22 protein-coding genes and 1 other annotated feature are annotated in these 25,224 nt (G+C 52.7%); of the genes, 4 read left to right on the top strand and 18 right to left on the bottom strand.

The window, feature by feature from the left end:
• Nucleotides 1-357: 357 nt before the first annotated feature.
• The 14 genes from IEW70_RS07335 to gpr all read right to left on the bottom strand — a co-directional run bounded on the left by IEW70_RS07335 (nt 358) and on the right by gpr (nt 17,618).
• Nucleotides 358-861 (bottom strand): hypothetical protein, encoded by a 504-nt coding sequence (locus IEW70_RS07335; RefSeq protein ID WP_188647266.1) that lies wholly within the window; start codon nt 859-861, stop codon nt 358-360.
• Nucleotides 862-1,112: 251 nt separating this feature from the next.
• Entirely contained in the window at nt 1,113-2,456 is a 1,344-nt protein-coding gene (gene mtaB / locus IEW70_RS07330; protein WP_188647265.1) for a tRNA (N(6)-L-threonylcarbamoyladenosine(37)-C(2))-methylthiotransferase MtaB, read from the bottom strand.
• The gene (locus IEW70_RS07325) at nt 2,453-3,202 is read right to left on the bottom strand and encodes a 16S rRNA (uracil(1498)-N(3))-methyltransferase (protein WP_188647264.1); all 750 of its coding nucleotides are present in this window, start codon (nt 3,200-3,202) and stop codon (nt 2,453-2,455) included. Before IEW70_RS07325 ends, mtaB begins: the two co-directional genes overlap by 4 nt.
• 17 nt (nt 3,203-3,219) lie before the next feature.
• The gene (prmA, locus tag IEW70_RS07320; RefSeq protein WP_188647263.1) at nt 3,220-4,158 is read right to left on the bottom strand and encodes a 50S ribosomal protein L11 methyltransferase; all 939 of its coding nucleotides are present in this window, start codon (nt 4,156-4,158) and stop codon (nt 3,220-3,222) included.
• 63 nt (nt 4,159-4,221) lie between these two features.
• Entirely contained in the window at nt 4,222-5,346 is a 1,125-nt protein-coding gene (dnaJ, locus tag IEW70_RS07315) for a molecular chaperone DnaJ (protein WP_188647262.1), read from the bottom strand.
• 200 nt (nt 5,347-5,546) lie between these two features.
• On the bottom strand, nt 5,547-7,397 hold the full coding sequence (gene dnaK, locus IEW70_RS07310) for a molecular chaperone DnaK (protein ID WP_188647261.1): 1,851 nt from the start codon (nt 7,395-7,397) through the stop codon (nt 5,547-5,549).
• 44 nt (nt 7,398-7,441) lie between these two features.
• Nucleotides 7,442-7,984, bottom strand: coding sequence for a nucleotide exchange factor GrpE (gene grpE / locus IEW70_RS07305; RefSeq protein ID WP_229751874.1), 543 nt, complete (start codon nt 7,982-7,984; stop codon nt 7,442-7,444).
• 13 nt (nt 7,985-7,997) lie between these two features.
• Nucleotides 7,998-9,554, bottom strand: coding sequence for a TCP-1/cpn60 chaperonin family protein (locus IEW70_RS07300; RefSeq protein WP_188647260.1), 1,557 nt, complete (start codon nt 9,552-9,554; stop codon nt 7,998-8,000).
• Between the two features lie 169 nt (nt 9,555-9,723).
• The gene (gene hrcA, locus IEW70_RS07295; protein WP_188647259.1) at nt 9,724-10,749 is read right to left on the bottom strand and encodes a heat-inducible transcriptional repressor HrcA; all 1,026 of its coding nucleotides are present in this window, start codon (nt 10,747-10,749) and stop codon (nt 9,724-9,726) included.
• Nucleotides 10,750-10,841: 92 nt separating this feature from the next.
• Nucleotides 10,842-11,993 (bottom strand): radical SAM family heme chaperone HemW, encoded by a 1,152-nt coding sequence (gene hemW / locus IEW70_RS07290; RefSeq protein WP_188647258.1) that lies wholly within the window; start codon nt 11,991-11,993, stop codon nt 10,842-10,844.
• A 369-nt stretch (nt 11,994-12,362) separates the two neighbouring features.
• Entirely contained in the window at nt 12,363-14,183 is a 1,821-nt protein-coding gene (gene lepA, locus IEW70_RS07285) for a translation elongation factor 4 (RefSeq protein ID WP_188647257.1), read from the bottom strand.
• Nucleotides 14,184-14,367: 184 nt separating this feature from the next.
• A complete protein-coding gene (locus IEW70_RS07280; protein WP_229751881.1) occupies nt 14,368-14,727 on the bottom strand; it encodes a DUF3679 domain-containing protein in 360 nt (119 codons plus the stop codon).
• A 47-nt stretch (nt 14,728-14,774) separates the two neighbouring features.
• Nucleotides 14,775-15,923, bottom strand: coding sequence for a stage II sporulation protein P (gene spoIIP, locus IEW70_RS07275; protein ID WP_188647255.1), 1,149 nt, complete (start codon nt 15,921-15,923; stop codon nt 14,775-14,777).
• A 567-nt stretch (nt 15,924-16,490) separates the two neighbouring features.
• Nucleotides 16,491-17,618: a GPR endopeptidase gene (gene gpr, locus IEW70_RS07270; protein ID WP_188647254.1), complete on the bottom strand. Its 1,128-nt coding sequence runs from the start codon at nt 17,616-17,618 to the stop codon at nt 16,491-16,493.
• Between the two features lie 155 nt (nt 17,619-17,773).
• On the opposite strand from gpr, the gene rpsT reads away from it, so the two are divergent.
• Nucleotides 17,774-18,040, top strand: a complete 267-nt coding sequence (rpsT, locus tag IEW70_RS07265; RefSeq protein WP_188647253.1) for a 30S ribosomal protein S20 — start codon at nt 17,774-17,776, stop codon at nt 18,038-18,040.
• Between the two features lie 84 nt (nt 18,041-18,124).
• Here the strand turns inward: rpsT and trpS are convergent, their stop codons facing one another.
• Nucleotides 18,125-19,111, bottom strand: coding sequence for a tryptophan--tRNA ligase (gene trpS, locus IEW70_RS07260; protein ID WP_188647252.1), 987 nt, complete (start codon nt 19,109-19,111; stop codon nt 18,125-18,127).
• Nucleotides 19,112-19,153: 42 nt separating this feature from the next.
• Nucleotides 19,154-19,405 (bottom strand) — a binding site (T-box leader).
• Between the two features lie 326 nt (nt 19,406-19,731).
• Between trpS and IEW70_RS07255 the strand changes: the two genes are divergently transcribed.
• The 3 genes from IEW70_RS07255 (at nt 19,732) to IEW70_RS07245 (ending at nt 22,673) form a co-directional block, all read left to right on the top strand.
• Nucleotides 19,732-20,226, top strand: a complete 495-nt coding sequence (locus IEW70_RS07255) for a CcdC family protein (RefSeq protein ID WP_229751873.1) — start codon at nt 19,732-19,734, stop codon at nt 20,224-20,226.
• Between the two features lie 461 nt (nt 20,227-20,687).
• Nucleotides 20,688-21,137, top strand: coding sequence for a M1 family aminopeptidase (locus IEW70_RS07250; RefSeq protein WP_188647251.1), 450 nt, complete (start codon nt 20,688-20,690; stop codon nt 21,135-21,137).
• A 237-nt stretch (nt 21,138-21,374) separates the two neighbouring features.
• Nucleotides 21,375-22,673 (top strand): phytoene desaturase family protein, encoded by a 1,299-nt coding sequence (locus IEW70_RS07245; RefSeq protein WP_308423140.1) that lies wholly within the window; start codon nt 21,375-21,377, stop codon nt 22,671-22,673.
• A gap of 38 nt (nt 22,674-22,711) precedes the next feature.
• Here the strand turns inward: IEW70_RS07245 and holA are convergent, their stop codons facing one another.
• From holA to IEW70_RS07230, 3 genes are read right to left on the bottom strand one after another with little or no spacing between them, the layout of a single operon-like run.
• Entirely contained in the window at nt 22,712-23,752 is a 1,041-nt protein-coding gene (gene holA / locus IEW70_RS07240) for a DNA polymerase III subunit delta (protein WP_188647250.1), read from the bottom strand.
• 13 nt (nt 23,753-23,765) lie between these two features.
• Nucleotides 23,766-24,524, bottom strand: coding sequence for an anti-sigma factor family protein (locus IEW70_RS07235; protein WP_188647249.1), 759 nt, complete (start codon nt 24,522-24,524; stop codon nt 23,766-23,768).
• A complete protein-coding gene (locus IEW70_RS07230; protein ID WP_188647248.1) occupies nt 24,521-25,063 on the bottom strand; it encodes an RNA polymerase sigma factor in 543 nt (180 codons plus the stop codon). Before IEW70_RS07230 ends, IEW70_RS07235 begins: the two co-directional genes overlap by 4 nt.
• Nucleotides 25,064-25,224 lie beyond the last annotated feature (161 nt).

Genomic DNA, 25,224 nt, shown 5'->3' with positions numbered 1-25,224 from the left:
GAGGCTCCTTGAGACATAAAGGAGAAACCCTCCCCCATATGAAAAAATCAACCTTAGTATACCATTTGCCAATCGAACACTTGATCAAACCAACGGTATGCGGCAGAACCCACTTTCCCCGTATAAACCGGATACGTACGCTCGAAATCGTCATCCGAGCCTTTCAAACAAGTCCGATGTACATGATCCTGATATGGCTCCAGTGGTGCTTCCCGGTCTCCATCACAGGTGCCCCATCCAAATGAAAAGAGGTATGCTGTCATACCCCGCTCCCATCAGCCCGCCCACGTAGATCCTCACCAGAAGAGATCTTTTCCATCGATCCTCCAATGCATGATTTCTGATCGCCCCTTTATCTCAGGACTCTTTCATCTCCTGTACCACGTTTTCAATGGCACACTGAGGCGAACAAAACTCCTCTGAAGCTCCTTCTTCAGCATATATCCCGTCAATTCCCAATTCCTCGCGGACCGGATCCTGGGGATCAAAATCAAATCCACATTGTATACAGCGTTTCATTTGACGGGCTTCCCGCATACTTTCGATCAATGACTCCACCTGTTCACGATTAAATTGAAACTGCTCGATGACATATTGAATAAATGCCTTGGGATCTTGAAACCGCTGTACATCTTCTTCCACATAATTTTTCTCATTCCAGAACGCCCAGGTTCCATCAGATAAGTGCGTGAGATAGTAACCGGCACCCAAGAACTGTGAAGCCCGTTCCAGCTCTTCATATGTACGAAAGCGAAGCTCAGCAGCCAGATTGGTTTTCAGCTGTTCTCCCACTTCTTCCAGCACTTCGTCCCATTCAATGGAATCCAGTGCCGCTTCCCAATCCTGACGATGATCGCTCAACTGATTCCCCTCCTTTATCCGTTCATCCGACCTTGCTGTACGGGGAACGATACCAGCAACTGCCGCAAACAAAAGTATAGGAAAAATCATGCCACTTGGACAGGGTTCTGTCAAAAAATTTTCAACGGCAACCACAAAAAAGAAAACCCTTCTGCCCGCCGCTCCTTTTGAAAAAATCCGTCGCTGGTACGTTGTTCAAAAGTAGCGTCATAGGCAGAAGGACAATTTCCAGCCACTTCTGTTACTCCATTTTATACCGCGGAAGAGCGGGCCGGTTCGTCCATCACGCGGACAAAGGTGCCTTTGCAATATTCCGCACCCGCTTCATCGAGGCGAACACGGCATACTTTCCCGATCAAGTCCTCATTGCCCGGGAAGACCACTTGCAGGTAGTTGTCGGAGTATCCCATGTACAGTCCGCTGTCAGGCGCCTCTTTATAGGGTCGTTCCGGGATCACTTCCAACACATCCCCGACAAACTGAGAAGCGTATTGGACGGACAGTTTATTCGAAAGCTCGATCAGCCGCTGTACCCGCTCTTGTTTCACTTCGTTCGGCACTTGACCGTCCATGCGTGCAGCAGGGGTGCCAGTTCGCTGAGAATACGGGAATACGTGCAGTTCAGAGAAGGCCAGTTCTTCAATCAGGCGGTAGCCATTTTCAAATTGCTCATCCGTTTCTCCCGGAAAACCGACGATCACATCGCTGGTAATGGCCACATTGGGCATCGCCTGTTTGATGTGTTCGATTTTCCGGCGGAACTCATCCACCGTATATTTGCGGCGCATCCGTTTGAGAACTTCGTCATCCCCTGCTTGCAGCGGAATGTGCAGGTGGCGGCACATCTTGTCGGATTGATTCAACACCTCAATGACCCGATCGTTGATCTGGCTGGCTTCGATGGAGCTGATCCGAATCCGTTTCAGTCCCTCCACCTTGTCCAGATCCCACAGCAGATCCGCCAGTTTGTAATCTTCCATGTCTTCCCCGTAACCGCCGGTGTGAATCCCGGTCAACACGATCTCCCGGTAGCCGGCGGCCACCAGTTGGCGAGCCTGCTTCAGCACGCTCTCCGGTTTGCGGCTGCGCAAGAGCCCCCGGGCCCAAGGGATGATACAGAAAGTGCAGAAGTTGTTGCAGCCTTCCTGGATTTTGAGGGATGCCCGGGTCCGGTCGGTGAATGTCGGTACATCCAGTTCTTCAAATTCCCGGGTTTTCATGATGTTTTTGACGGCGTTCACCGGCTGCCGGGTTTGACGGTGCTCCTCGATATATTCGAGAAGTTTGTCCCGCCCCTGGGTGCCCACCACCACATCCACCCCCGGAATTTGCATGATTTCACCCGGAGAGGTTTGAGCATAACAACCGGTAACCGCTACGACCGCATCGGGGTTTTTCCGGATGGCGCGCCGAATCATCTGGCGGCTTTTCCGGTCTCCCGTATTGGTTACTGTACAAGTATTGATCACATATACATCCGCTTTTTTGTCAAAGTCGACACGTTCATAACCTTCCCGTTGAAACAGCTGCCAGATGGCTTCCGTTTCATAGGCGTTCACTTTACATCCCAGTGTATGGAATGCCACCGTACTCACAGTGGCTCACCTCCTATCTCTCCATGAGCAAATAATATCGAAGTCAAACATGCCAATGAGGCGGTTTCTGCTCGCAAGATACGGCTGCCCAACCCGACGATCCGGGCTCCCTGCGCTTGAGCCGCCTCCGCTTCTGTCTCGGAAAACCCGCCTTCGGGACCGAGTACGATCAGGTACCGGATATCCCGTCGACGGGGTTCCAATACTTGTGTAAGAGGCTGTCCGCCTTTTTCGTACGCAAACAACACCCGGTCATAATGGGTAAATTGAGACAGAAGCCCTTCCCAGGAGGACAACGGATGTACCTCGGGAATCCGCCCCCGCCGGGATTGTTCCGCTGCTTCCTTCACAATCTTTTGCCAGCGCTCCCGCCGTTTGACAGCCTTCTTGCCGTCCAGCTTGACTATGGTGCGCTGGGAGGTAAAAGGCAGAAAAGAAACAGCCCCCAACTCCGTGCCTTTTTGCAACACCCAGTCCAGCTTGTCTCCTTTTAACAAGGCAGGAGAAACCGTTACCGATACAGCGGGTTCGCCTTTGGAGCGGCGCGTTTCTTCGATCTGGCCACGGACTTTCTCCGGGTCGAGGGCCTCGATGCGGACGAGATACTCCTGTCCCGTTCCGTCACAACAGATGATGTGATCGCCGGGAACCAATCGCATCACATTTTTGATATGATGAACATCATCGCCAGTAATCACGATGTGTGAGGTTTCGATTTGCTTTTGGTTGACAAAATACCTTTGCATAGTTCTCCCCTGCTATCTTACCATTTTCGGGCGGCCAGCGCTACCCAGTCACCATCGTGAATCCTTTCCACCACTTCCAATCCCGCACGGTTCATTCCATCCACCACTTCTGCTTCTTTTTGGGAAATGATGCCCGAAGCGAGGAAGGTTCCGCCGGTTTCCAGCACGCGGGGGACGTCTGCAGTAAACAGGAGGATAATCTCCGCCAAAATATTGGCTACCACCACATTGGCGGTTCCTGTCACACCCTTCAAAAGGTCCCCTTGACGCACTTGAACCCGGTCTTCCACTTGGTTGTAACCGATGTTCTTTTTCGCATTCTCCACCGCAACCGGATCCAAATCCAACGCCAACACACGTCCGGCCCCCAACTTGGCGGCCGCCGCACTTAAAATCCCGCTTCCGCAGCCGACATCGATCACCCGGTCACCCGTGTTCAAATATTTTTCCAGCAGTCGGAGACTCAATACGGTAGTAGGATGTGTCCCCGTGCCGAAGGCCATGCCGGGATCCAACTGTATGATCTGTTCATCTTTGCTCTTCGCTTCATAGTCTTCCCACACAGGCTTTACCGTCAAACGGGATGTGACTTTCGTCGGTTTGTAGTAAGCTTTCCAGGCACTGGCCCAGCTTTCTTCCGACACGGTTCGATGCAGGATCGACGCCGGGCCGGGATCCAAGCCGAAATCGGCTAAGCCCTCCACTTTTTCTTGCAAGCGATGGATCAGTTCTTCCGAAAATTTCGCCTCTGAAAAATACCCGGTCACCCAGATCCCCTCCTCGGGATAATCGGCGGGATCCAGGTCTACGATTTCCCCGTAACGCTGCTTCCATGTCCGGGTCAATACCTCCGGATCTGCTGTCGATGTCCCTTCTGCACCCATTTCCAACAGGAAGTTGGCCGTTGCCTCTTCCGCCTCCCGGCTGGTATGGATGCGAACTTCGATCCAATCCACGGCGATCCTCCTTTCGCAATGCCGGATCGTTCACATAAAAAAACGGGCGAACACGCCCGTTAGTCAATCGCCGGTGAACGCTCGTTTCATTTTATCAAAGAAGCTGTTGTTTTGCTCGGAGATATAATCCCCGCTCAATTTGCCGAACTGACGAAGCAAATCTTTTTGCTCCTCGCTCAGGTGCGTAGGCGTCACCACTTTGACCTTGATCCGCTGGTCTCCCTGACCGTACCCGTGCAGCCGCGGCACGCCTTTGCCGCGCAAACGGAATTCTGATCCGGTTTGGGTACCCGCCGGAATTTTGATCTTTGCCCGGCCATCCAGCGTAGGCACCACCACTTCGTCCCCCAAGGCGGCCTGCACAAAGGTGATCGGCAGCTCACATGTGAGGTCGTCCCCTTCACGCTTGAAGAATTCGTGGGGTTTGACATGAATAGTAATGTACAGATCCCCTGGAGGTCCGCCATTAATGCCCGGTTCTCCTTCACCGGTCACCCGCAGCTGTTTTCCTTCATCAATGCCCGCCGGGATATTGATGTGGATTTTCCGGCGGCGTTTTACACTGCCGCTGCCGCCGCAGTCACTGCATTTCTCCCGAATGATCTTGCCGCTGCCGCCACACTGTTGACAAATACGTTTGTTGACGATGCGACCAAATGGCGTGTTTTGTACGGTTTCTGCTTGACCGGTTCCTTGACAGGCGGCGCAGGTTTCCGGCTGGGTTCCCGGTTTGGCACCGCTGCCCTGACATTTGCCGCAGGTTTCTGTCCGGGGGATAGCGATGTCCATTTCTTTCCCGAATACGGCATCCTTGAATTCAACAGACAGACGGTATTCCAAATCGGCACCCTGTTGGGGAGCATTGGGGTTTCTTCGTCTTCCTCCCCCGAAAAACATATCAAAAATATCGCCAAAACCGAAGTCGGCTCCGCCGCCGAAGCCCTCAAAACCGGCTCCGCCGGCAGCTCCGGGATCCGCGTGGCCGAATCGATCATAGTTGGCCCGCTTTTGCGGATCCTTCAACACCTCGTATGCTTCGGACACTTCTTTGAACTTCTGTTCCGCATCCGGTGATTTGTTCACGTCCGGGTGATATTTGCGCGCCAGCTTCCGATACGCCTTGCGAATCTCCTCTGCTGACGCATCCCGGCTGACACCCAAAACCTCGTAAAAATCGCGATTACTCACCGGATCACCTCCCTCACATCAAAATATGAACGGGGATGGCAGGAGGTCATCAATCCGACCATGCAAGCCCCTGTAAAAGAAAAGGGAAAAGCCAAAGCCAAGAAGACTTCCTGACTTTGACTCGGCACTGTAACCCCCGCTCCCGTTCGGGAGAAGCAGGCGGGATTCGCCTGCTTTGTTCCGGACTCCGAGAGCTCGGATTACTTCTCTTTTTTGTCCTCGTCGTCCACCACTTCGTATTCAGCGTCGACGACATTGTCTTTATCCGCAGATTGTCCGCCGGCAGCATGGGGATCAGCCTCGGCCTGGGCTTGTGCTGCCTGCTGCTGGTACAGTTTGACGGAAAGTTGTTGAACGGCTTGTTCCAGATCTTCGGTAGCTTTTTTGATGGCTTCCGTATCGTCTTTTTCCAAGGCCTGTTTCACTTTCTCTTTGGCCTCTTCCACCTTTTGTTTGTCTTCCGCTTCCACTTTGTCGCCCAGCTCTTTGACGGTTTTGTCCGCTGTGAAGAGCAATTGGTCCGCTTTGTTGCGGATTTCTACCTGCTCTTTGCGCTTCTTGTCTTCTTCTGCGTGCTCTTCCGCTTCTTTCACCATGCGTTCGATCTCTTCATCGCTCAGGCCGCTGGAGGACTGGATGGTGATGTCCTTGGATTTACCGGTGGCTTTATCCTTGGCTGATACGTTGACGATCCCGTTGGCGTCGATTTTGAAAGTCACTTCGATTTGCGGCACACCGCGGGGAGCCGGTGGGATATCCTGCAGTTGGAAACGGCCCAGGGTTTTGTTGTCTGCGGCCATTTCCCGCTCCCCTTGCAGCACGTGGATGTCCACCACGGTTTGGTTATCGGCTGCAGTGGAGAAAATCTGGGATTTCTCCGTCGGAATGGTGGTGTTCCGTTCGATCAATTTGGTGAAAACGCCGCCCAGGGTTTCGATCCCCAGAGACAACGGGGTGACGTCAAGCAGCACCACATCTTTCACGTCGCCGGAAAGCACGCCGCCCTGGATAGCAGCACCCATGGCCACTACCTCGTCCGGGTTGACGCCTTTGCTCGGCTCTTTGCCGATCTCTTTTTTGATGGCTTCCTGCACAGCCGGAATCCGGGTAGAACCGCCCACGAGGATAACACGGTCGATGTCGGACGGTTGCAACCCGGCATCTTTCAGCGCTTGACGGGTCGGTTTCATGGTCCGCTCCACCAAGTCTGCGGACAACTCTTCGAACTTGGCCCGGGTCAAGGTTACTTCCAAGTGTTTCGGACCGCTGGCATCCGCCGTCAAGAACGGCAGGGAGATGGTGGTGGTCAGCACCCCGGACAGGTCCTTTTTCGCCTTTTCAGCAGCATCTTTCAGCCGTTGCAGCGCCATCCGGTCGTTGGAAAGATCGATCCCGTGCTCTTTTTTGAATTCATCCACCAAGTAGTCGATGATGACTTGGTCGAAGTCGTCACCACCCAGCTGATTGTCCCCGCTGGTGGCTTTTACCTCAAACAGACCGTCCCCCATTTCGAGAATGGAGACGTCGAAGGTTCCGCCACCCAGGTCAAACACCAGAATAGTTTGGTCGTCTTCTTTATCGAGACCATACGCCAACGCCGCAGCCGTCGGTTCGTTAATGATCCGCAAAACTTCGAGGCCTGCGATTTTCCCAGCATCTTTGGTAGCTTGGCGCTGGCTGTCATTGAAGTAAGCCGGCACCGTGATCACTGCTTGGGTTACCGGTTCGCCCAGATAAGCTTCCGCGTCGGCTTTCAGCTTTTGCAGGATCATCGCGGAAATTTCCTGCGGTGTGTATTCTTTGTCGTCGATCTTGACTTTATAGTCCGTCCCCATGTGACGTTTGATGGAGATAATCGTTTTGTCCGGGTTGGTGATGGCTTGCCTTTTGGCTGCTTCACCCACCAGACGCTCCCCGTTCTTGGAGAAGCCCACCACAGACGGAGTGGTCCGGCCGCCCTCCGCGTTGGGAATGACGGTGGCTTCACTTCCTTCCATAAAAGCAACACATGAGTTGGTTGTTCCCAAGTCAATCCCGATTACTTTACCCATGGTTCGCATACCCCCTATTCAAATCGTTTCTGTTATATTTAAAGTTACGAACTGACTTTGACCATGGCAGGACGAATGACGCGATCCCGGAATTTATAGCCTTGCTGCAGCACTTCGACTACGGTTCCCGGTTCTACATCTTCCGCTTCCACCTGCATCACTGCATTATGCTCGTGGGGATTAAAAGGCGCCCCTTCCGCTTGAATCGTTTGGAGACCGTGTTCTTCCAAGGATTTTACCAACTGTCGATATACCATCTCCACACCCTCATACAAGGCGTTTGAGCTGGAATCATCCCCTGCGGAGAGGGCTCGTTCCATGTTGTCCAGCACGGGCAGCAAGGACTCCACCAGCGGAACCGGTGCATATTTGGCGGTTTCTTCCAACTCCTTGCGCACTCGGCGGCGATAGTTTTCCAAATCCGCACGGGCACGGAGAAATGCTTGATGGTTCTCTTTAGCTTCCTGTTTCCACTTTTCCGCTTCCGTTTGGGACTGTTCTTCTTGTTCTTCCCCGACTTCGGCTTGGGTGGCCTCCATCTCTTCCGTTGACTGTTCCTGGCTTTGGTTTTGTTCCTCTGCCGTCAAACTCTTTCACCTCTTATTTTTGATGGATACGAAGGGAATCTTTCATTTTAACCACTGTATGGATACGTAAAATCGCCGTACTGACTTCCCCTGCCGCCTTTAGGGCATGGTATTTGACGGGAAGCGGATCGACAACCCCCATCTCTACCATATCCGTGACAGCCCCGCGATCACAATCCACACCCAGAGTGTGGGATTGTCGCTTCCATTGGAGAGCTTTCACTTCTTCCACTTTCTCCAGGGGATTAAAACCGGCATTGGCCACCACTTGCGCCATCGGGCGCTGTAATGCTTCTGCCACGGCAGAAACACCAAAGCGCTCCATCCCCTGAACGGAATCACGGAACTTTTCCACATCCCGTGCCAGGGCCAGCTCGGTGGCCCCTCCTCCGGCCAGGAAACCTCCGCGCAAAGCTGCTTGAACCGAAGAAGCCGCATCCTTGCAGATCCGTTCGCGCTCGCTAACCACTTCTTCTGTGGCTGCTCCCACGAGAATGGTGGCAGAAGGCTTTCCTGCCCCGCCCCCAATGCGAATATGCCCCATGTTCTCAACATCCAAGGCTTCTTCACAAAAGCCGAGGAGAGATTCCAATTCATCCGAAGACCGTTGCAGCGCCGAACGCTTCAAAATTCGCGCGCCCGTATGCTGTGCGATGCGCAAAAGGTCTTCCCGGGACACCCCGGCCACAGCCATTACTTCCGCTTCCGTGAGCAACCCCTCTGCCAGGGGGTGAACCTCCCCTTCCACCGCGACGAGGCCGATTTCCGCCTCTATAATCTTCTGCAGCATCTCGCGGAAGTTTTCATCCAGCTGCTCTTGCTTTTTCATGCCGGCATCCGTGCCGGCATAGCTATCATTCACCATGTCCGGGACCAGATCGTCTCCCAATACCAGGACACGAACCCCTTCCCGGTTCACTGGCATCTGCGGGTGAAGTCGGACTCCCGGCAGCGACAACCCGGAAAATACCGCATTTTCTGCACGCGGGTGGGCGATGACAGCATCCGCGAGCTTAAAGCCTTTTGCGATCAGTTTTTCCCGCCCGACCAACGCCGCTGCTTCCAATACCAGCTCGGCGATATCTTCTTGCTCCCTTCCGGCAGTGTAGGCGATGCGAAGCAGCCATTCGTCATCCAGCTCCCAGATGGGATGTGCTTTTTCCTGCATCCGTTTCAGGGCAAAACGAACACCGCGACGTATACCGGTAATCACCTTGGCAACCGGTACGCCCCGGGCGACTTGCTTGGCTCCTTCTTCCACCAATGCCGCTGCCAGTACCGTAGCAGTCGTCGTCCCATCCCCGACTTCGTTTTGCTGGGCGCGGGCGATGTTGACGATCATCCGCGCGGCAGGGTGTTGATGTTCCATTTTATCCAGGATAGTAACTCCATCGTTGGTCACGATGACCTCCTGATCATCCCCGACCAGCATCACATCCAGGCCCTTGGGCCCCAGAGTGCCTTCGACCGCCGCTGCCACTTGGCGTACGGCATCCGCGTTTTGACGAAAAGCAACCTGGGCTTCCTTCCCCGTGCCGGATGAGGCAAAGTGCCGTTGTTGACCTTCCATGCCAGGATTTCCTCACCTTTCTCTCAGAACATGGGAAGCAGGGGGAATGCATCCCCCTTGGAACATACGCGACTCAGCCAAAGGATCCATTCGACGGGGAGCTGCTCCCCTCGCCGCTCTTCGGCTTACTGATCCATCACTCGCCTGGTATGAGGGTGATAAGTCCGGTTTAACGGTACAAGCGACGCAAGTGATCGGATAAGTCAACCGTGAGCACTTCCAGCAGGCTGATCACTTTTTGATAATCCATCCTCGTCGGACCCAAGATCCCGATGGTGCCCAAAGAGCGGCCGTCAATGGTATAAGTGGCTGAAATGATGCTACAATTATTAACGGCTTCCAAACGGTTTTCTTGACCGATCCGGACTTGAATCCCTTCTTTATCCGACGAAAACAGGCGGGCCACGGTGTCGCTTTGTTCCAACAGCTCCATCAATACCTTGGCTTTCTCCACATCCCGAAACTCCGGTTGAGACAGCACATTGGTGGCGCCGCTGGTAAAGATTCGCCCCTCTTGATCAAGGTCCAGCATCTGGTCGATCATGGCCATGAGGTATTCATAATTTTCTACATGACGGCTCAGTTCATCCGTCAGTTCCCGGTATAGCCGTTGCTTCAACTCATGCAGCGGGAGTCCTGCCAGCTTGCTGTTCAAGAGGTTGACCATCTGTTCAATGGAGGAAAGGGAAACCCCTTCCGGAACAGTGATTCGCCGTTGATCCACATGGCCGGTATCCGTTACCAGAATGGCAACAGCCATCCGTTCGGTCAACGGAATCACTTGAAGATGCTTCAGCCTATTTTCAAAGACTTCCGGCCCTAAAATGATGGAAGTATAATTGGTCAACTTGGACAGAATGAAAGCCGTTTGTTGAATCGTTTGTTCCAATGCGTCCATATGCGAAGTAAACAACCGGCGTACCGCCAATAAATCGGACCGTTCCAGCTGTTTGGGAGACATCAAGTGGTCCACATAGTAACGGTAGCCTAAATGACTGGGTATACGGCCGGCAGATGTGTGAGGCTGTTCCAAGAAGCCAAGCTCCTCCAAGTCCGACATCTCATTACGGACAGTAGCCGCGCTGACCGTGACATCATCCCTTTTGGAAACCGTACGGGATCCTACGGGTTCGGCATGAGAGATATACTCTTCCACCACGGCTCGGAGGATACTTTCCTGACGTTCACTCAACATCTGCCTCACCTCCTTGTTAGCACTCCGGATGATCGAGTGCTAAATACTTATTTTAAAGGTATCAGACGCCCTATATGTTGTCAACGATTATCTCACAGAACCGCCTCTCCAATGAACGAAGCAAACACTTCGTTCCCAAACAGGATCCCTTGCTCCGTCAAGCGGATGCGCCCTTTTTCCCACTGTATCAGCCCTTTGGTTTCCAAGCGTTCCAACACGCCGCCGAACACGTCGCCTACTTCTCTCTCGAATCGCTGGGCAAACCGGGATACATCCACCCCTTCCATCAAGCGCAACCCGAGAATCATCTGATTCTCCATTTCTTCCTCGAGAGGGACCGTGTGCGTCTCATCCACAGGCCGCCCCTGTTCAGAAGTTAAGCGGATATATTCCTTGACCCCGCGAACATTTTGGTGACGCACCCCCTGCATGTAGCCGTGAGCGCCGGCTCCGAGGCCATAATATGGTTCGTTGCGCCAATAGGTGGAGTTATGGCGACTTTTAAAACCCGGCTTGGCGAAGTTACTGATCTCGTACTGCGGATAACCGGCTTCCGCCAGCTGCTGACGAGTCAGCTGATACATGGCCAACTCGTCGTCTTCCGAGGGCAGCGGCAATTTTCCTTGCAGCATGCGGGCATGAAAGAGAGTGCCTTCCTCCACTTTCAGGCTGTAAACAGAAAAATGGTCCGGCTGAAGAAGCAGGGCTTCTCTGATTGCCGCTTCCACATCTACCACCTGTTGCTCCGGCAGGCCGAACATCAGGTCGAGGGAAATGTTCTCCACCCCCGCCTCCCGTGCCTGGTGCACACTGCGTCGAATGTCTTCCACCGAGTGGATCCGTCCGATTTTTTCCAGCAGATCCTTGCGGAACGTTTGTGCTCCGAAACTGAGTCGATTCACTCCACCTTCCCGCATCACCCTCAGCTTATCCGGCTCTGTGGTCCCCGGGTTCGCTTCCACGGTAAATTCGATGTCATCGGCCCAATGGGGGAAATGGCGGCGGACAGCAGCCAACAACCGTTCCAGCTGCTTCGGTTCCAGTACCGTAGGTGTACCGCCTCCGATAAAGATGGAGTGGATCTTCTCCGGCTGTACTTCCGCCACGGTATAAGCCATTTCCCGTTCCAATGCTTCCAGGTATTCATCCACCGGCTGCCCCCCGACCACATACGCTGTAAAATCACAGTAATGACACTTGTGAGAGCAGAAGGGGATATGAATATAGACCGCTTTCGGTTTCATCGGATCATCTCCTTGCAAAAAACCGCAAGTGTCGCCACTCGCGGTTAGTACGCCAGCAATTCATTGTGATGGAGTCTTCAGACTGATGACAAACCTGTAGGATAGCTTGACTTTTTTGCCCGTTGCTCCCATTCCTCCGAGCAGAAGTCCATACGGTCCGCTCCAAGAGATTCAACGAGACGCGGCACAATACGGAATGTACTCAAAAAGTACAAGTCACGCCTTTCGCAACCTCCCAGGTCGTGCTATGTGCCGATTTTTTGTCTCCTCTCTTGTCGCTAAGTTCGTCGTCAAAAAGAGCTGCTCGGGCTAAAAAGTTCTTCTGCTCATTTCGAACATTGTCAGCAGCCTCCGGACTGTGATGCAGTCTTATTTTTTGTTGTCGTCCATCTGAAGAACCGCCATGAATGCCTCTTGGGGCACTTCCACATTCCCCACGGCTTTCATGCGCTTTTTCCCTTCCTTCTGTTTTTCCAACAGTTTCCGTTTCCGGGAGACGTCCCCACCGTAACACTTGGCTAACACATTTTTGCGTTGGGCGCGGATGGTTTCCCGTGCGATCACTTTATTGCCGATCGCAGCCTGTACCGGTACTTCAAACATCTGCCGGGGAATCAGCTCACGCAGCTTCTCCACCAATTGGCGCCCCCGATGGTAGGCTTTGCCCCGGTGAACGATAAAGGAGAGCGCATCGACCGGTTCGCCGTTTAGCAAAATATCCATCTTCACCAGTTTGGAAGCTTTGTAGCCGATTAATTCATAGTCGAAGGAGGCGTACCCCTTGGTGCCGGATTTCAACTGGTCAAAGAAATCATAAACGATCTCCGCCAGCGGCAGTTCGTAAATAATATTAACCCGATTGGCATCCAGGTATTGCATGTCCAAGTATTCGCCCCGTTTGGTCTGGCAAAGCTCCATCACCGCCCCGACATAATCGTTGGGCACCATGATCGAAGCTTTCACGTAAGGCTCTTCCACATGATCAATTTCCTGCTGCGGCGGCATATGGGTCGGGTTTTCAATATCCAGCTGGGTTCCGTCTGTCTTAAATACCCGGTATACTACGCTGGGAGCGGTGGTAATCAGCGGAATATTAAACTCCCGCTCGATCCGCTCCTGGATGATTTCCATGTGAAGCAATCCGAGGAAGCCGCAGCGAAAGCCGAATCCGAGGGCACTGGAGGTCTCCGGTTCGTAACGGAGAGAAGCATCGTTCAACTCCAGTTTCTCCAAGGCTTCCCGCAAATCATCGTAGTCCGAGGAATCCACCGGATACATGCCGCAGAAGACCATGGGGTTGATTTTGCGGTAACCCGGCAGTGGTTCCGGTGCGGGATTGTTCGCATCGGTGATGGTGTCCCCCACCCGGGTGTCTTTTACGTTTTTAATGGAAGCCACCATAAAACCGACTTCTCCGACAGAAAGCTCATCACGCGCGACAGGACGGGGAGCGAACACGCCCACTTCCGTTACCTCAAACTCTTTGCCGGTGGCCATCATCCGTACTTTCATCCCTTTTTTGATGGTGCCGTCCACCACCCGGATGTAGGTGATAACCCCTTTGTACGAATCATAGATGGAGTCATAGATGAGCGCCTTCAGCGGTGCATCGGGATCTCCTTCAGGTGCCGGCACCTTTTTTACGATCTGCTCCAGAATCTCTTCCGTTCCGATCCCCGCTTTCGCCGAAGCCAGTACCGCTTCACTGGCATCCAATCCGATCACATCTTCGATTTCCTGACGAACCCGGTCCGGTTCTGCGCTGGGAAGATCGATTTTATTGATTACCGGCAGAATCTCCAGCTCATTTTCCAAAGCCAGATACACGTTGGCCATGGTTTGGGCTTCTACGCCCTGGGCGGCATCCACGACCAACAGCGCCCCTTCGCATGCGGCCAAACTGCGAGATACCTCATAAGTAAAGTCCACGTGTCCCGGGGTATCGATCAAGTTCAAAATATATTCCTTCCCGTCCTTTGCTTTATAGGGAAGCCGTACCGACTGCAATTTGATCGTAATCCCCCGCTCCCGCTCCAAATCCATGGTGTCGAGGAACTGATCCTGCTTTTCTCTTTCGGAAAGCGCGCCCGTATATTCCAAAATACGATCCGCCAAGGTCGATTTTCCATGGTCGATATGGGCAATGATCGAAAAGTTGCGGATCCTTCGTTGCCGTTCCTTTTTGTCCATTCCGTTCCCTCCTGCGGTCAAACACGCGCAAAACTGCATCTTTCATATTATAGCAGTCACTGCGGGGGCCTTCAATGTACGAAGATCCTATTCTCCAAAACAGGCTCAACAAAAAAAGCGTGCTAGGGGAACACGCTCAGATTGGCGACAAACCTGTCCAAAATTGCAGCCCTTTTACCCGCTCCTAATCCAACCACCCCACCACTTCATCCAATGCCTTGCGCGTTCCCTGCCGCAACCCTTGTCCTACTTGGTTGCTCACCTGTGCCATCCAACTGCTTTCTTCCAAGGAGCGGGAGGACACCTGGGAAGATTCCCCTTTCTTTACCTTCGGCTCCCGCTCCTCCTCTTTCTTCACGGGATTTTCCGCTTCATAGACATGGCCCAATACCGCGATTTCCACACGGCCGTTTTCCGGGGTGATTTGAACCGCCCGAGGTGCGCCTTGGCTTCCCTGGATTTTTTGTATGTTTTGTTCGGCGGTATCAATGCCCAAAAACAGGCCGAACATTAACACCATCATCAGTGTGAAGACCTGAAACATCAATCTCACGATCGCTTACCTCCTCGGCTTCCTGATTTTTGTGTACGTCAGGGGCCGGGTTTTCCATCGACGGGCTTCGCTTCAAAATGCAGATCTGCAAACGCACGGGCCAAGGCTTCCGATGTCCGGAATGCTTCCTCAAAAGTATTGCCGACTCCACCGATCTCGACGAGAATGCTTCGATTGGAAAGGGATTGGTTGTACTCACCGTTGCCGGTGGCGCGGCTCTTTCGGAACACTCCCTTGGAGAGTCCGGGATAGAGCTCATCTAGCCGCTTGTGTAGCTTTCGGGCGAACTGTTCGTTTTCTTCCCAGTGGGGATTGGCGGTTCCGATAACAAAAGAGATTCGGGCATAGGATTTACCGCGAATTTCTTTGGTTGTCTTCTCCCGGGGCTGCGAGTCTCGATGAATATCGATTAAATAACGCAGTTCCCGATTTTGCTTCATCGCTTGTACCGCCGCCGCCCGCGATGCTTGGTAAAGCCGGTTCCAGTTGGCGTCATATCCTTCGGTTCGAACGATGTTCCCGATCCCTAACCGGTCCAGTTCTTTGCCGAGATGCTTCCCGACCTGGGTGACATTGTTCTGATTGTCATAAGCGGTATTGGGGTTGCCCGATTTGTTCAAGCTCGGCAGATACGATTCCGTGTAGTGAGTATGGTAGATATACACCTGCTCTCTGCCATTGGGAGCCTTTCGCTCTTCCGTCGGCTCTTTCTTCTTCGCCGGCGATTTCTTGTTCTGTTCCGCCAGTCGCCTTGCCACATCTTCCGGCGGTGCAGATTCGATCGGAACCGACGTGTAATCCACCCCCTGACCGGCTACTGCGATTTCCGTATCAAACAATGCAAAGCCCGGCAGCTCACCCAAAAAGCTTCGAGGATCTTTGGGATCGACGCTGGTTGCCAGTTCAAACAGGACTCCCGACATACTCAGCTGTTTGGCGGCAATCTCTTCATCCGCCATCAGGTAAGGAATCTCACCGCCCATCAGATACAGGAGTGTCTCCGTGGAAAGGCGGGAAGTAATTTTGCGCAGGTCGGAGGAGTGAGCGCTCCTTTCCGCTTGCAAGGTGGCAAAAATACCTGCGACGACGAATATCACCGCTGTACCCAAGATCAATAAAACAAAGGTTTGCCGGACTTTGGGGGTCGACATGTTTACAGTGGTAAATCCCCGGTAGCTTCGACCCATCCCTCTCCCCCTCTCAAGCTCGTCTCACCCCATCTTTATGAGCCGGTTTAAGAGAGTAGAACCTAGCTTTTTGATTTTCATAGATCGGGTAGATTTCATAGATTGGGAGAAGGGTATACCTTTCGTTTCGCTACCATTATCGGAAGAAAATAGAGGAAATATACCCTGTATGCTATACCGGCCCAAAAAGAAAAAAGCCGGACCGGCTTTCTCAGCTTGATGACGAAGGTTCAGCAGGTCTATTTGGATAGCAGGGTGTCCTTCTCCAAGCCGCGACTTTTGAACGACGTACCCAACGACATAGGAGCTAAAAGTGAGTCACAGGCATGACCTGGGAGCAAAGCGATCAAGGCACGACGTACGCACTTGAGTGCCCGTTGGTGCATACAAAGCGTTTCCTTTGACTCGCACCTCTCGATCATCGTTTTCACAGGGCATCGGGTCGTCTTCGTTCGCTACGCTTCCACAGTCACGCGATAAATGTATAGCGACCGTTTACGTCGGAGAGAGAACCTGGTGAAAAGCTCTCTTCTTTCCCAAAGGATGGACTCTGCTTGCCTTTTCTTTTTAGTTCACATGGGAGGAGACATTATCCAGGGTAACCGAATTGTGCAGGGCGCAGCTTAAGCCGTCCGCCACCAGCTTGCCCATATCGCCGATAAAGGCGTCCACTTCTTTTGGAGTGACAATCAAATTTTGGCCCAAGGGGTTTAATACTTCTTCGATCAGTTGACGCTTTTCATTGGGGTCAAGCCCCCCCACCATTCCAAGCACCTGGCTCCTTGTTTCCGTCGGTACTTCTTGCGATTGGAGTTCCTTGACGTTGGCCCGGTTGAGCGGATCGAGGGGATTGGACATTTTGCCGTTCTGCTGGCTCATCTCCCGCTGCAAGTGGGCCAATACAAAATCGATCGTGTCGTGGGCGATCGTGGCCGCATCCACCACCGTCGGAATGCCGATGGCAATCACTGGTATTCCTAGCGTCTCTTTATTCAGTGCTTTTCGTTTGTTTCCCACGCCCGACCCGGGGTTAATGCCTGTATCCGCTACTTGAATCGTCGTGTTGACACGGTTGAGTGCCCGGGACGCCAGTGCATCCACCGCGATCACCACATCCGGCTTGGTTCGTTCCACTACACCAAGAACGATCTCACTCGTCTCCATGCCCGTCGTCCCCAATACGCCGGGGGAGATGGCGCTTACCGGCCGGTACCCTTCCTCCACTTGTTCGGGCATCAATTGAAACAAATGACGCGTCACCATCGTATGTTTTACCACAAAAGGTCCCAGTGCATCGGCAGTCACGTTCCAGTTTCCCAGCCCGACGATCAATACGCTGGCGTTTTCAGGAATTCCCGCCTGTTTGAGAAACTGTTGAAACTGATCCGAAAAGTGCTGAGCCACCCGTCGTTGCAACTCTGAATCCTGGCTGCGCAGATCCGGAATCTCCAGAGTGAGATACAATCCCGGCAGTTTACCCAACTCCCGCGCTCCCTCTTGATCCTCGATGCGGATCCAGCTGGTAAGGATCCCGTTTTCCTCCCGCTCTTCCGCATGAACCCCTGGGACCCCTTCACCTTTTTGACGGCGTCCCAGCGCCATATCATGAGCTTCGCGGGCAAGGTCTGTCCGGATGGGAAAAGGACTCAGGTCCAACCGCTTTTCCTGCCCCTTCCGATGTTGTTCGCCGGCCATGTTGGCACACCACCTTCTTTTTTTCTCGCTGATTCCATTTTTCCAAGACCGGCTTTTCTTTATTCCTTCTCTTGCTTTTTATGGACCCCCGTGATAGAATTTAGCGTGTTGCATGTTGAGAGGCGACGTTGAGTGATTCGCGGGAGGTGAAACGAATGCCGAACATTAAATCCGCCATTAAGCGCACCAAAACCAGCGAAAAACGCCGCATGCATCGTGCCGCTCAAAAATCAGCCATGCGGACTTCGATCAAAAACTTCTTGACCGCAGTGGAGCAACAAGACACGGAAAAAGCCGGCACCTTGCTGCGTGAAGCCAAACGGAAACTGGACAAAGCCGTCACCAAAGGCTTGCTCCACAAAAACGCCGCTGCACGGCAAAAATCCCGTTTGGACCAAAAGTTTAACCAACTGAACGGATAAACACATAAAAACGACCCAAAACGGGTCGCTTTTATTTTAAAAGAAAACCCGCCGCTATGGCGGGTTTTTCTGACGGGTATACGGTTAAAACTGAACCAAGCCCATGGCCTTCTTCATTTCAGCCAATGTAGCCTCACTCACTTCCCGGGCGCGTTCGGCTCCCCGGCGCAGCACGGCTTCGACTTCGCCGGACTCCCGCAACTCACGATAACGCTCCTGAATCGGCTTTAACCGGTTGATAACCGCTTCAGCCGTGTCGAGCTTCAAGTGGCCGTAGCCTTTACCCTGATATTGTTCCACCAGGGATTCCACCGACTGACCGGACATTTCACTGTAAATCGCCAACAAGTTACTAACCCCCGGTTTGTTTTCCGGATCAAAGCGAATCTCGTTCTCGGAGTCAGTCACCGCCCGCTTGAATTTTTTCAGGATCGACTTTTCATCTTCCAGCAGCGTAATGTAATTGGCTTCGCTGGGCGCGCTTTTGCTCATCTTTTTCTCCGGGTTGTCCAGACCCATGATCCGGGCGCCGGTTTTGGGGATTTGATGCTCCGGGATTCGGAACACCTCGCCGTACTGGCGGTTGAAACGCTCAGCCAGATCCCGTGTCAGCTCCAGATGCTGTTTCTGGTCTTCCCCTACCGGTACAACGTCCGTCTGATAGAGGAGGATATCCGCCGCTTGCAAAACCGGATATGTAAACAAGCCGGCTGTCACCGAATCCGATCCCTGGCTTTTGTCCTTGAATTGGGTCATTCGGTTCAATTCCCCCATCCTGGCGACACATTGCAGCAGCCAGGCCGCCTCGGCGTGGCCCGGCACCTGGGATTGAATAAACAAGGTAATTTTGTCCGGATCCAATCCAGTTGCCAAGTACAGCGTTGCCAGCTCCAGCGTTTTTTCCCGTAATTCTTCCGGATCCCGCGGGACGGTCAAGGCATGAAGATCCACGATGCAGAAAAAGCAGTCGGCCTGTTCCTGTAGTGGCAAAAATTGCTTCATCGCCCCGATGTAGTTGCCCAAATGAAGATCTCCCGTTGGTTGAATTCCCGAAAAGACGCGTTTGGTCATACTTTCACTCCTCTGTCCATAAAAATAAAAAAACCCCGTCCATGTAGGGACGAGGAGTTGCTCGCGGTGCCACCCTGCTTCGTCCGACCCGTTGCTTTGCCGTGACCAACCAAAAGTCAACCATCACATGGTCAGACGCACTTTCATCCGATAACGGCGAAATGCCGTCTCACCCGCCGATGCGACGAGTGTCAGCTCCGAAGCCCATTTCACACAGCGGTCCGATTGGCTCGCACCACCCGCCAACTCTCTGTACGGCCTGTCTGTGCTACTCTTCTTCATCCTTGCCTTTGCTCGTATTCTCGTTGTCAGTCCAAAATCGTTATCCATTATATTACCCATCTCGAAAGAAAAATGCAACCAGCAAAAACGATGGATGACCGATAATCCAGAAGGACAGACTGATCAACGAAGATCGGTCGTCACAAACCTTGAAAGATGGAAAGCCTGATCCACCGTCACCTCGACGGGAACATACCCAGTTGGTTTCGTTATGGCGAAGGACGGGTGAACTCAAACTGGATATCTAGTTTGTACCCGCAGGGCTGTTTAAAGATTTGTCAGGAGGCCGGGGTTATGCTACCATTTTCTTGATACATGGGGAGGGGAGGTTGTTCGCCGTGGGACATCCTTTTGCGTTAAACATGCATGTGACGGTAACTCTGGGGACAATCATGATGGCGCTGACGGTGATTTTCATCCGACTCCGCGCGGCGAATAAACCCACATCGGTTAAAAAAATCATCATGCCGCCCATAGGAATGAGCACCGGATTTCTGATGTTTCTCGCCCCGTCCACCCACATCCCGTGGAGTTGGGCAGCATGCGCGTTTTTGGCCGGAGCCGTCTTTTTCTCTTACCCGCTCATCCGGACATCCACATTTCATGTAAAAAACGGCCAGGTATACCTGAAGCGTTCCCGGGCGTTCATTCTCATCTTGCTGACATTGCTGGTCATCCGGATCGCGGCGCACAATTATATCGAACATTTGATTACCATCCAACAGACAGCGGGCGTGTTTTTCATCCTGGCTTTCGGGATGATCCTGCCCTGGCGGGTGGCGATGTACATTCAGTACAAAAAAGTCCTGGAACGTTTCAAGAGAACAGATTAATCCACAACCCTCAGGGGTGTGTGAGGCTGCTGACAAAGCCTATTTTCGGAAGAAGAGAGCACATCTCACAAGGAGCGACCTTTGAACGACGTACCTAGCGACGAAACGTGGGACCAAGGCAAAAAGCGAGCATAGCACGACCTGAAGCGAAAGTGACAAGGCGTGACTTGTGCCCGTGGGTGCAACACAGGCTTTTCCTTTTGCTCGCGCCTTGGTCATCGTTTCGGAGCGGAAAGTATCACATCTGTGACGTCAGAGAGGAAGCGACGGGTAGAAGAGCTTTTTGCTGAACTAAGAGGTTTGTCATCAAGCTGACACACCCTTAGGGGTGTGTTTTTTCTTTGGCTGTCGTTTGTGATATATGAAAAATTTGTCTTCTGTTAGAGGAAAACTCCTTCGCCTCTCGAATCCCATATTGATTTGAGCGAAGGATGTCTTTGTTCATGGATTAGAAACAACGAATGAAGCGTCGGACAGCCCCTGTCACAGCCACATTGATGATGATGGGAGCGGTTGTTCCCGCAGGCGGGGTGGATGCAGCTCTCCGGCAGACGACAGTACCGGGGGCTTATCAGCCGGCTGACCCCGTTCCCTTTCACGCATCACCCGAGCCTCACCCTGATCCTTACTATCATCTGTCCTCTCCTGTCTCTGCCTTTACGGCCCGCGGAGAGGAAGGAATCGACGCCTACTACTACATGATTTATTCCTACGGCGCCCGCACCCTAAACGACCTGCGGAATGAACTGGGCGACAAACAGTTTTACCAATCGATGCAGACCTGGTTCCAAGAACAGAAATTCGGGATCGCTACCACAAAAGAGTTTATCGATACGATGGAACGTACCAGCGGCAAGAACTTGGACAAGTTCTTTGAAGCGCATCGCGTTTATCTGTCCGACCAGGAATAAGCGCAACCAAGGAAGAGTACAAAAATCCAACCCGCCCGATAACATTTGGGGCGGGTTGGGTCTTTTCTCTCGATTATATTTTGGAAACCTCAGTTTAACCCAAAAGGTGGAACCACCAGCGGTTTATTTCCTCTCTTACCTGGAATAACAGCTTCCGAGGCGGGTTTCCGAATCCCGAACATCTTGCTACAATGGGGTGGGTGCAAAAATAAGGTGTAGTTCAAATGAGGAGAGTGTTTGAAGTTGTCAGAGAAAATCGTCGTCGTCGGAGGCGGTCTGGCTGGATTAAGTGCTGCGGCTCGCCTCGCCAGCAAAGGTTTCGCAGTACAGCTCTTGGAAAAAGCGCCCAAGCTGGGAGGTCGGGCCATCACCATTCCCCTGAAGGGATTTAATTTTAACTTTGGGGCCCACGCCATCTACGGCCGGGATCACTCGGTCTTGCGAAAATATGAAAGCGAAATCGGATTGCACGTCAATTGGAAAGATTTCTCACCTAAGAAAGCGTTTTATGACTTGGGCTCTTTTACCACTCCTATGCCCTCCACTCTGGAACGTCTGTATCGGACCAAAATCTTGGATGCAGAAAACAAATTGAGACTCGCTTACGATGTGATCAAAACTCTGAGCGCCATTGAACGGGGAAAAGAAGGGGTGCTGATCGGCGATTACCTGAAAAAAGAGCCGGATCAAGTAAGAGACTTCCTGCTCACCTTGGCATCCTCCAATTTTTTCACCAATGAACCGGAAAATATTCCGTCTCCCCTGTTTTTCCGTTACTATAAACGGCTGTTCGCTACACACACGCCGGTATCGTATATTGGGGGCGGCTGGCAATCCATCGTCGACGGCCTGGCCAAAATCATCTCGGACAACGGCGGCGAAATCATTCCCAAAGAGAAGGCACAGAAGCTGGAAATCGAAGGGCGGAAAATTGTTGCTGTACATGGAAAAGAAAGGGTTTACAAGGCGGATCGTTTCATTTTCTGTATTCCTCCCAAAGAGCTGGTGGCTCTCTTTACGGATACGCCCTATCAAGGGCTGTTTGAGGAGTACAGCCGGTATCGCCCCAATCAAGTGGTCGTATATGATGTCGGCCTGAGCGAACGGATCGACAGCCCTTACACCTATATCTATCACAAAGGGGAACGGGTCTTTATCACGGACATTTCCTATTACGATGAAACCTGTACGCCGGAAGGCGGTCAATTGATGCAAGCGGTCGCATATTTGACCCAAGATGAGATCGACCAAGACAAAGCCAATGAAAAAGTATCCGTGATCGAGTCCGTTTATGACAAGCACTATCCCGGTTGGCGGGATAAGCTGGTGGCAAAACGTCTGTCCAAACGAGCCACCGTTCAAGAGATCAAGTGTATCGAAGACCAGCGGTTAATGCCGGTGGAATTCTACAGCTTGTCCAATGCCTATTTTGCCGGCGACTGGTGTGAAGGGGATGGACAACTCTCGGAACTCTCCTTCAGCTCCGCCTATGAAGTGACCAATCGAATCCTGGACCACAAAAAAGTATTGCAGTAATCAAAGGAACCCCGGTGTTCAAACCGGGGTTCTCCGTATTATCCGAAAGTACTGGAAGAAATGTCAGCTTGAAGCAGCAGGCGCTCCACAGCCAACACTTTGTCAATCTTGCCGGACTTGATCCATTGGTCCGCTTCGATCGCTCGTTGAAGCAAACATCGCAGGGTTTCTTCTGAAAAGGATCGGCCTTGCTGTAAAGCCAGCTTCACCGGGTAAGGATGCACCCGCAGAAGCGAAGCGATTTCTTTTGCCGCCTTCCCCTGTTCCGCCATCACTTTCACCTGCAACATCATCCGAAACTGGCGGATGATAAGCGCCAGGATGCGAATCGGCTCCTCCTTATTCTGCAGAAGATCATGGAAGATCCCCAAGGCTTCGCCAGTATTCCGTTTGGCCACGCTATTGATCAGCTTAAACACATCCTGTTCCAGCGTGCGGGGAACCAGCTCTGCCACTGCATCCGGCGTCACCGTACCTCCCCGACCCACGTAGACGGCCAGCTTTTCACATTCGGAAGCCAACAGGCGCAAATCGTTGCCGGCAAGCTGCACCAGCCGATCAGCCGCTTGAGGATGAACCTGCACCTGAAATTGCTTCAGACGTCTGGCCACCCACCCGGTTAATTCCTTTGGTTCCAACGGAGCGAATGAGACAGTGACAGCCTTTTCTTTCAGCTGTCTGACCAGCTTCTTCCGGGTGTCCAGCTTTTCCGCGGGAACCGTAAGGATCAGCACATTGTCTTGCAAAGGGTTCTGTGCATAGTCCAGCAGTTCTTCAGGGCGATGCTCCACCTTGGCCTTGACTCGTGTGCCTGTGAGAAACCAGGCATTCTTTCCGATCACCACGCGTTTTCCTCCGAAAAACGAAGGGGTTTCCGCTTCTCTCACCAAGGATTGCACCGGTTGCTCTTCCAGATCCATCACGACCAGATTAAAACCGGCATCCCCTCCTTGCAGGGCTTGGGTTTTAATCCAGTCGCACATTTCATCCATCAAAAAGGTTTCCGTGCCGTACAAGAGATAAACCGGGGCGATTTTTCCTTCTTTCACGTCCTTCGCCGCTTGTCGGTAATCCGCCATCACCTTCACCCACTTACTTCGTAGCCGTTTTCTTCTCCTTTTTGTTCCGAAGATCGATCTCCCGTTTTTCCCCGTGGTAAGGACCTCTTGGCTCCGGCCAATGAAGCCGGATCATCAGCTCGCGCTTATCCGTCCACTGCGCTTGGGCCTGTGAGCCGGGTATCCATGCTGCAGACCGGAAACGAACCTTGCCATCCCGGGTTTGTATCACAGCGCCTGTTTTGCCGATCCGTGCCACATACCGGCGGTCAGGAGACCAGAGTACTTTCGTAGGGCCGGACTCTGAAGCCATGTGCACCTGGCCGTCTCCTACGGACAAAGCACCGACGGAAGATTCTTCCTTGGAGGTCGAGGGGGATTTTTTCTGCGCGGTTTTTGCTGGAGCCGACGGAGTATCTCCTTGATACATCAGTCCCGCCACAACCGCAACGGCCAACACGGAAGCTGCCAATCCGCCCCCCCACCGCCAAACCGGCCCGGACACCCGTGACCGTTTCTTCTTTCGGCTGGGAAACGTCCGGTTTCGGTTAAAATCTGACACCTTTTCCGGATCAGATTGTTCCAATTCGGGCAACAAACGGTCCACAACGCTGACGGGCGGTTTGACATCCGGTAGCTGATCCAATTGAAAAGAAACCCGGTTTAACCGGTCAGCCAAATCGGCACATTGGGGACACTTCTGGATATGGGCGGTCATGATCGATCGTTCCTTGGCGGAAAGGTCGCCATCCAAGTTGCGCTGTATCAAATCCATGATATGGTAGCAGTTCATGGTATCACACCGCCTTCCTGATAATCGACGAGCCATGCCTGAAGGTTCTTCCGTCCGCGAAAAAGATGAGACTTCACGGTATTGAGCGGCAGATTCATCGATTCGGCTATCTCATCATAACGGTACCCGTGAACGTACCGCAGCACTACAGCAGTCCGTTGGTGTTCCGGCAGGCGTTTGATGGCGGAACGAAGGTCGGATGCAACCCCGGACCACTCCACCTTATGCCTTGAGGCCGGGTCTGAAGAGCCGATCTCCTCTTCCAAAGGGAGCGTCTTCTTCGACCGGCGCCGATGGTCTATGCAGATATTGGTTACGATTCGTTGCACCCATGTTTCAAAGCGGGACTCCCCTTTAAAGCTGGCTATACGGTGATAGATGCGCAACAGCGCCTCTTGCGTGCAATCCAGCGCGTCGTGTTCGTTTCCCAGCATATAATAGGCCGTCTTGTACACGGAGTTTTCCACTTCCCGAAGCAGCCGCACGATTGCGGTTCGGTCTCCCTGCTGTGCCTGCCGAACACAATCCGCATCGACCACAGCGATCCCTCCTAATTATCAGACGCAGCACCTGCCTGATTTGTTGCATTCAATCGAAAAACGCTTCTATTTTCGCGTGTTCATTGTATCATAGTGTCACCATTCATTCCGGGAAAACTTTTCTTCATTCGATATCCGAAGGAGGTTATCGGGAATATCCT

Source organism: Marinithermofilum abyssi (genome assembly GCF_014641195.1).
GTDB lineage: Bacteria > Bacillota > Bacilli > Thermoactinomycetales > DSM-45169 > Marinithermofilum > Marinithermofilum abyssi.
The sequence above is the reverse complement of the archived record's forward strand: the minus strand, read 5'-3'. Positions and strand labels throughout refer to the sequence as shown.

Excerpts from the sequence above, each read along its gene's own strand:
- IEW70_RS07325 (WP_188647264.1), bottom strand. The coding sequence starts at position 3,202 with ATGCAAAGGTATTTTGTCAACCAAAAGCAAATCGAAACCTCACACATC.
- dnaK (WP_188647261.1), bottom strand. The coding sequence starts at position 7,397 with ATGGGTAAAGTAATCGGGATTGACTTGGGAACAACCAACTCATGTGTT.
- IEW70_RS07300 (WP_188647260.1), bottom strand. The coding sequence starts at position 9,554 with ATGGAAGGTCAACAACGGCACTTTGCCTCATCCGGCACGGGGAAGGAA.
- hrcA (WP_188647259.1), bottom strand. The coding sequence starts at position 10,749 with ATGTTGAGTGAACGTCAGGAAAGTATCCTCCGAGCCGTGGTGGAAGAG.
- hemW (WP_188647258.1), bottom strand. The coding sequence starts at position 11,993 with ATGAAACCGAAAGCGGTCTATATTCATATCCCCTTCTGCTCTCACAAG.
- lepA (WP_188647257.1), bottom strand. The coding sequence starts at position 14,183 with ATGGACAAAAAGGAACGGCAACGAAGGATCCGCAACTTTTCGATCATT.
- IEW70_RS07280 (WP_229751881.1), bottom strand. The coding sequence starts at position 14,727 with ATGTTTCAGGTCTTCACACTGATGATGGTGTTAATGTTCGGCCTGTTT.
- spoIIP (WP_188647255.1), bottom strand. The coding sequence starts at position 15,923 with ATGGGTCGAAGCTACCGGGGATTTACCACTGTAAACATGTCGACCCCC.
- gpr (WP_188647254.1), bottom strand. The coding sequence starts at position 17,618 with ATGGCCGGCGAACAACATCGGAAGGGGCAGGAAAAGCGGTTGGACCTG.
- rpsT (WP_188647253.1), top strand. The coding sequence starts at position 17,774 with ATGCCGAACATTAAATCCGCCATTAAGCGCACCAAAACCAGCGAAAAA.
- trpS (WP_188647252.1), bottom strand. The coding sequence starts at position 19,111 with ATGACCAAACGCGTCTTTTCGGGAATTCAACCAACGGGAGATCTTCAT.
- IEW70_RS07250 (WP_188647251.1), top strand. The coding sequence starts at position 20,688 with ATGAAGCGTCGGACAGCCCCTGTCACAGCCACATTGATGATGATGGGA.
- holA (WP_188647250.1), bottom strand. The coding sequence starts at position 23,752 with ATGGCGGATTACCGACAAGCGGCGAAGGACGTGAAAGAAGGAAAAATC.
- IEW70_RS07235 (WP_188647249.1), bottom strand. The coding sequence starts at position 24,524 with ATGAACTGCTACCATATCATGGATTTGATACAGCGCAACTTGGATGGC.